4 protein-coding genes are annotated in these 3595 nt (G+C 65.4%); 2 read left to right on the top strand and 2 right to left on the bottom strand.

The window, feature by feature from the left end; translation table 11 throughout:
- The first annotated feature begins 8 nt into the window (after positions 1-8).
- Both EG885_RS22020 and EG885_RS22015 read left to right on the top strand, forming a co-directional pair.
- Positions 9-176 (top strand): PfkB family carbohydrate kinase, encoded by a 168-nt coding sequence (locus EG885_RS22020; RefSeq protein ID WP_423227226.1) that lies wholly within the window; start codon positions 9-11, stop codon positions 174-176.
- Positions 173-1093, top strand: a complete 921-nt coding sequence (locus tag EG885_RS22015; RefSeq protein WP_131578951.1) for a pseudouridine-5'-phosphate glycosidase — start codon at positions 173-175, stop codon at positions 1091-1093. Before EG885_RS22020 ends, EG885_RS22015 begins: the two co-directional genes overlap by 4 nt.
- 65 nt (positions 1094-1158) lie before the next feature.
- Here EG885_RS22015 and EG885_RS22010 read toward each other — a convergent pair whose 3' ends face one another.
- Both EG885_RS22010 and prfB read right to left on the bottom strand, forming a co-directional pair.
- Positions 1159-2223, bottom strand: coding sequence for a patatin-like phospholipase family protein (locus EG885_RS22010; protein ID WP_131578949.1), 1065 nt, complete (start codon positions 2221-2223; stop codon positions 1159-1161).
- A 114-nt stretch (positions 2224-2337) separates the two neighbouring features.
- Positions 2338-3462, bottom strand: a complete 1125-nt coding sequence (gene prfB / locus EG885_RS22005) for a peptide chain release factor 2 (RefSeq protein WP_131578947.1) — start codon at positions 3460-3462, stop codon at positions 2338-2340.
- Between the last annotated feature and the right edge of the window lie 133 nt (positions 3463-3595).

Below are 3595 nucleotides of genomic sequence, written 5' to 3'. Positions count from 1 at the left end.
CCCCCACCCTGCCCCACCAGCCCCCCGCCGTGACCGTTGCCCGCGTCACCGGGGCGGGCGATTGTTTTCTGGCCGCCCATCTGGCCGCCGAACGCCAACACCAGCCGCGCGATGCGGCCCTACGCCAGGCCGTCGAAGCCTCGGCGGCCCATGTTTCCGGAAAGGATGTCCCATGACCCATAACGCTCCCCTGACCTTCGCCCCCGAGGTTGCCGAGGCGCTGGCCCATGGCCGCCCCGTCGTCGCGCTGGAATCGACCATCATCACCCATGGCATGCCCTGGCCGCAGAACCTCGAGATGGCCGAACAGGTCGAGGCGGTCATCCGCGAAGGCGGCGCCACGCCCGCCACGATCGCCGTCATGGGGGGCCGCATCCATATCGGCCTGACCCCCGAGGCGTTGCGCGCCCTGGCCCAGACCCCACCTGCCGAGGCGATGAAGCTGAGCCGCGCCGATCTGGCCGTCTGCATCGCCAATGGCCGCACCGGCGCCACAACCGTGGCCGCGACGATGATCTGCGCGCATCTGGCGGGCATCCGGGTCTTTGCGACCGGCGGAATCGGCGGCGTGCATCGCGGCGCCGAGGACAGCTTTGACATCTCAGCCGATCTGCAGGAACTGGCGCAGACCCCGGTGACGGTGGTGGCGGCAGGCGCCAAGGCGATCCTCGATCTGCCCAAGACATGGGAGGTTCTGGAAACGCTTGGCGTGCCGGTCATCGCCTTTGGTCAGGACAACCTGCCGGCGTTCTGGTCGCAGGATTCCGGGCTGCGCGCGCCGTTGCGCATGGATGATCCCACCCAGATCGCCGCGGCGGCGGACATGCGCGCGGCGCTTGGGCTAAAGGGCGGACAGCTAGTCGCCAATCCGATCCCCGAGGATGCCGAGATCGCGCAAGACGTGATCATGCCGGTGATCGAACAGGCCTTGGCCGAGGCGCAGGCGCAGGGCATCGCCGCCAAGGCCGTCACGCCTTTCCTGCTGTCGCGCATTTTCGAGCTGACCGAGGGACGCTCGCTGGCCTCGAACATCCAGCTGGTGCTGAACAATGCCCGGCTTGGGGCGCGGATCGCCGTGGCAATGGCCGCCTGAAGCGGGCTTGATCGGCCCCGGCCCGGCGACGGGTCGGGGCCGGGACCAAGGCCGCGACGTGATCGTCAGATCGGGCGCATGCTGGGAAACAGCCCGGCCAGATCAAAGCTGTCGCGCTGGTTCAGCTTGTCCGCGTGATCATGCAGAAAGCTGTCGGCGGCGGTCTGACCCGCCGCCTTCATCGACGCCAGCAGACCGGGGCGCGGCATCGATTTGGACCGCGCCGACAGATCGTTCATCAGCGCATCGTCATCGATCAGATGAACCAGCACGTTCTTCATCGTGTCCGGGTCCAGCTTGCCCTGCGCATGCAGGCGCTTGACGAAATTGATCGCGCGCAGCTGCGACATCAGCGAGCTGTTGAAGCTGACCTCATTCACGCGATCGGCGATCTCGACCGGGCTGCGGGGCAGAATGTCGCGCATCAGCGGATTGATCGCCACGATCAGGATGTCACGCGGCAGGCTATCTCGATACAGCGGGAACAGCGCCGGATTGCCGGTGAAGCCGCCATCCCAGAACGCCTCGATCCGGTCGGTGTCGGGATCATAGATCTCGACCGCCTGAAACAGCGTCGGCAGACAGGCCGAGGCCATGACCGCATCCGGCGTGGCGCCCGCACCGGTAAAGACCTTGATGCGCCCGCTGCGCACATTGGTCGCGGCGATATACAGATGCGGCCCCGGCTCGCAGGCGAAATCGGCATAGGGCAGATCGCGCAGCAACCGGCCAAGCGGATTGACGTAAAGCGGGCCGTAATCATAAGGGCTGAACAACCGCGTCAGATTGTCCATCCAGGCCGCGGGGGATATCAGCTCGGTCCAGCGCTGCAGCCCGCGCGGCATCGGCATCAGCGAGGACATCCAGCGCACGACGCGATTGTCGCTCATCGCGCCGATCTGCGACCACAGCGCGTCAAGGTTCTCGCGCGCGGCCCTGCGGCCCGCCAGACCTTTATGGGCGGCCAGCCCCGCCTTCAGCGCCGCCCCGTTCAGCGCCCCCGCTGAAGTGCCGCTGATCGCCGAGAATTCCAGCCATTCCTCATCAAGTAGCCGGTCCAGAACACCCCAGGTAAAGGCGCCATGCGCGCCGCCCCCTTGCAAGGCCAGGTTGATGCGTCTGTGATCCATCGCCCATGCTCTTTCGCTGATGATGCAGTTGCAGCATCATAGAAGCGTCTGGAAAGCTGGCAAGTTCCATGTTTCATGCTGCAGTGCGGCATGACCTTGCGGCAGGTTGTCCAATCAGTCGGCGTTCGCCTCGGCCCGGCTCTTGCCTGCCACGTCCAGCGCCAGGGTCGCGGCCATGAAGCGGTCCAGATCGCCGTCCAGCACACCCTGCGTGTCGCTGGTCTCCTCGCCGGTGCGCAGATCCTTGACCATCTGATAGGGGTGCAGGACATAGGACCGGATCTGGTTGCCCCAACCCGCATCGCCCTTGGCGGCATGCTGCGCGTTCACTTCGGCATTGCGGCGGTCCAGTTCCATCTGATACAGGCGCGCCTTCAGCGCTGCCATGGCATTGGCGCGGTTCTGGTGCTGGGATTTTTCGGAACTGGTCACGACGATATTCGTCGGAAGGTGGGTGATCCGCACGGCCGAGTCGGTGGTGTTGACGTGCTGCCCGCCCGCGCCGGAACTGCGATAGGTATCGATGCGGATATCGCGATCGGGAATGTCGATCTCGATATTGTCGTCCACCACCGGATAAACCCAGATCGAGCTGAACGATGTGTGCCGGCGCGCCGCGCTGTCATAGGGGCTGATCCGCACCAGCCGGTGCACGCCCGATTCCGATTTCAGCCAGCCATAGGCGTTGTGCCCGGTGATCTTGTATCCCGCGCTGCGGATGCCGGTTTCCTCGCCCTGGGTTTCCGACAGCAACTCGACCTCATAGCCCTTCTTCTCGGCCCAACGCACATACATGCGCGCCAGCATCGACGCCCAGTCACAGCTTTCGGTACCGCCCGCACCCGCGTTGATTTCCAGGAACGTGTCATTGGAATCGGCTTCACCGTTCAGCAGCGCCTCCAGCTCCTTCTGGGCGGACATCGTGGCCAGCGCCTTCAGATTGGCCTCGGCCTCGGTCACCAGATCGGCATCGCCCTCGGCCTCGGCCAGTTCGATCATCTCGGCATTGGCGGACAGATCGCCCTCGATCATGCGATAGGTCTCGATCGCATCCGACAGCGACTGCCGCTCGCGCATCAGCTTTTGCGCGCGGGCAGGATCGGACCACAGATCGCCATCCTCGATCATGGCGTTCATCTCTTCCAGACGATGAGGCGCGGTCTGCCAGTCCAGCCGCTGGCCCAGCAGGGTCAGCGAACGGCGGATGGCCTCGATGGTGGACTGCGTCTCGGCGCGCATGGGCGGGCTCCTTCGGTCTGGCGTCAGGTCAGGCGTGATACCGTGCCGGGCGGGCTTGAGCAAGACCACTGCCAGCGCGGCACCGGACACCTAACACAACGCTCGCCCCCTGCATTGGTCCCCAAATATCCCG

This window comes from Paracoccus nototheniae (assembly GCF_004335005.1).
Taxonomy (GTDB): Bacteria; Pseudomonadota; Alphaproteobacteria; order Rhodobacterales; family Rhodobacteraceae; genus Paracoccus; species Paracoccus nototheniae.
Note: the sequence above shows the minus strand (reverse complement) of the source record. Positions and strands in the feature narration are given on the sequence as shown.

What these genes read in the sequence shown, in the direction of transcription:
- EG885_RS22015 (WP_131578951.1), top strand. Translation starts at nt 173, where the DNA reads ATGACCCATAACGCTCCCCTGACCTTCGCCCCCGAGGTTGCCGAGGCG.
- EG885_RS22010 (WP_131578949.1), bottom strand. Translation starts at nt 2,223, where the DNA reads ATGGATCACAGACGCATCAACCTGGCCTTGCAAGGGGGCGGCGCGCAT.
- prfB (WP_131578947.1), bottom strand. Translation starts at nt 3,462, where the DNA reads ATGCGCGCCGAGACGCAGTCCACCATCGAGGCCATCCGCCGTTCGCTG.